The sequence below is a fragment of the Actinosynnema sp. NPDC023658 genome (assembly GCF_040639995.1).
Classification (GTDB): Bacteria; Actinomycetota; Actinomycetes; order Mycobacteriales; family Pseudonocardiaceae; genus Actinosynnema.
Map to the genome: position 1 here is coordinate 1 of NZ_JBFAAX010000923.1, position 2,147 is coordinate 2,147.

General features: G+C 73.1%; 2 protein-coding genes and 1 pseudogene. All 3 read right to left on the reverse strand.

All coding sequences use genetic code 11. From position 1 onward, the window contains the following. A partial coding sequence (locus AB0G02_RS36460; protein ID WP_360803923.1) for a DNA-3-methyladenine glycosylase occupies positions 1-504 on the reverse strand: 504 nt, incomplete at its 3' end. After that, the gene (gene argH, locus AB0G02_RS36465) at positions 488-1,879 is read right to left on the reverse strand and encodes an argininosuccinate lyase (protein WP_360803926.1); all 1,392 of its coding nucleotides are present in this window, start codon (positions 1,877-1,879) and stop codon (positions 488-490) included. The genes AB0G02_RS36460 and argH, both read right to left, overlap by 17 nt. Further along, a pseudogene (locus tag AB0G02_RS36470) lies at positions 1,876-2,147 on the reverse strand (argininosuccinate synthase); the annotation flags it as partial. The gene argH and the pseudogene AB0G02_RS36470, both read right to left, overlap by 4 nt.

Here is a 2,147-nt window from a genome sequence, read left to right on the forward strand (position 1 = left end):
GGCGGCGTCGACGGGCTCGCCCGCCAGGAGCCGCACGGACGCGTCGGGCTCGGTGAGGTTCACGCCGTTGTGCCCGCGGTCCAGGCCCAGGACGCTGGTCAGCCGGGCGGGGCCCTTGGCGAGTTCGGCGTCGCTGCGCGCGGCCGGGCGGCGGGCGCGGGCCAGGGCGGACCCGGAGACCACCTCGCCGGCCCTCAGCAGCACCGCGCCGGGCACGCCGTCGGTCAGCGAGACCACGTTCGCGCAGAAGTGCATCCCGTAGACGAAGTACACGTACAGGCGGCCGGCGGGGCCGAACATCACGTCGTTGCGGGGCGTGCGGCCGCGGTAGCAGTGCGAGGCGGGGTCGTCGCCGCCCCGGTAGGCCTCGACCTCGACGATCCGCAGGCCGACCACGCCCTCGTCGGTGGTCGACTCGATGACGCTGCCGAGCAGGAGCCGCGCGGCGTCGACCGGGTCGACCGCGAGCTCCCGCTCGGTGAGCTGCCTAGGTGTTGCGGGCAACGGACACCTTGTCGCGCAACCTCTTCAACTGCTCCGCGACCCGTTCGGGGGCGGTGCCGCCGTAAGCGTCCCGTGACGCGATGGAGCCTTCCACGGTCAACACGCTACGCACGTCCGGCGTCAGCGCGGGAGAGATGGTGGCGAACTCCTCGTCGGTGAGGTCCTCCAGGCCGACGCCGCGGCCCTCCGCGACCCGGACGCACTCGCCGGCGGCCTCGTGCGCGACCCGGAACGGCACGCCCTGCCGCACGAGCCACTCCGCGATGTCGGTGGCCAGGGTGAACCCGGCCGGCGCGAGCCGCGCCATCCGCTCGGTGTCGAAGCGGATGGTGCCGATCATCCCGGCCAGGGCGGGCAGCAGGAGCTCCAGCTGCTCGACCGAGTCGAACAGCGGTTCCTTGTCCTCCTGGAGGTCGCGGTTGTAGGCGAGGGGCTGGGCCTTCAGCGTCGCCAGCAGCCCGGTCAGGTTGCCGATGAGCCGGCCGGACTTGCCGCGGGTCAGCTCCGCGACGTCGGGGTTCTTCTTCTGCGGCATGATCGAGCTGCCGGTGGCCCAGGCGTCGTCCAGCACCGCGAAGTGGAACTCGGCGGTGGTCCAGATGATCTCCTCTTCGGCGATCCTGGACAGGTCGACGCCGATCATGGCCAGCACGAACGCGATCTCGGCGGCGAAGTCGCGCGACGCGGTGCCGTCGATGGAGTTCTCGACCGGGCCGTCGAAGCCCAGCTCGGCGGCGACCGCGGCCGGGTCCAGGCCGAGCGACGAGCCGGCCAGCGCGCCCGACCCGTACGGCGACACGGCGGCCCGCTTGTCCCAGTCGCGGAGCCGGTCGACGTCGCGGAGCAGCGCCTGGCCGTGGGCGAGCAGGTGGTGCGCCAGCAGCACGGGCTGCGCGGACTGGAGGTGCGTGCGGCCGGGCATGACGGCGGTGGCGTGCGCGGACGCCTGGTCGGCCAGCGCCTCGACCACGTCCAGGACGCCCGCGGTGACGCGCTGGGCGGCGTCGCGCAGCCACATCCGGAACAGCGTGGCGACCTGGTCGTTGCGGGACCGGCCGGCGCGCAGCTTGCCGCCCAGCTCGGGCCCGGCGTGGTCGATCAGGCCGCGCTCCAGCGCCGTGTGGACGTCCTCGTCGGCCAGGACCGGGGTGAACGCCCCGGACGTCACGTCGGCCTCCAGGGCGTCCAGCGCGGCCAGCATGCGGTCCAGCTCGTCGTCGGTCAGCAGGCCGGCCCGGTGCAGCACTCGGGCGTGCGCGCGGGATCCTCTGATGTCGTACGGGGCGAGCCGCCAGTCGAAGTGCGTCGACAGCGACAGCCGTGCCATCGCCTCGGCAGGTCCGCCGGCGAACCGGCCACCCCACAGTGAACTCACGTGATCATTTCCCTCTTCGCGGCGATTTTGCTCGGCAGGTCCTGCGGTCTCGGGCTCGTGCCGGACGGCGGGCGCTCGCCGTGCCGTTCCGTGACGAGCGCGCGGCCACCGCGCAGCACGAGCCGGATCTCCCCGGACACGTGCCGCTGGGTCTCGTCGATGAAGCTGTCGAGCGCCTGCTTGAGCGGCGAGAACCACAGGCCGTCGTGCACCAGCTCACCCCAGCGCTGCTCGACCTGCCGCTTGAAGCGGACCAGGTCGTGCTCCA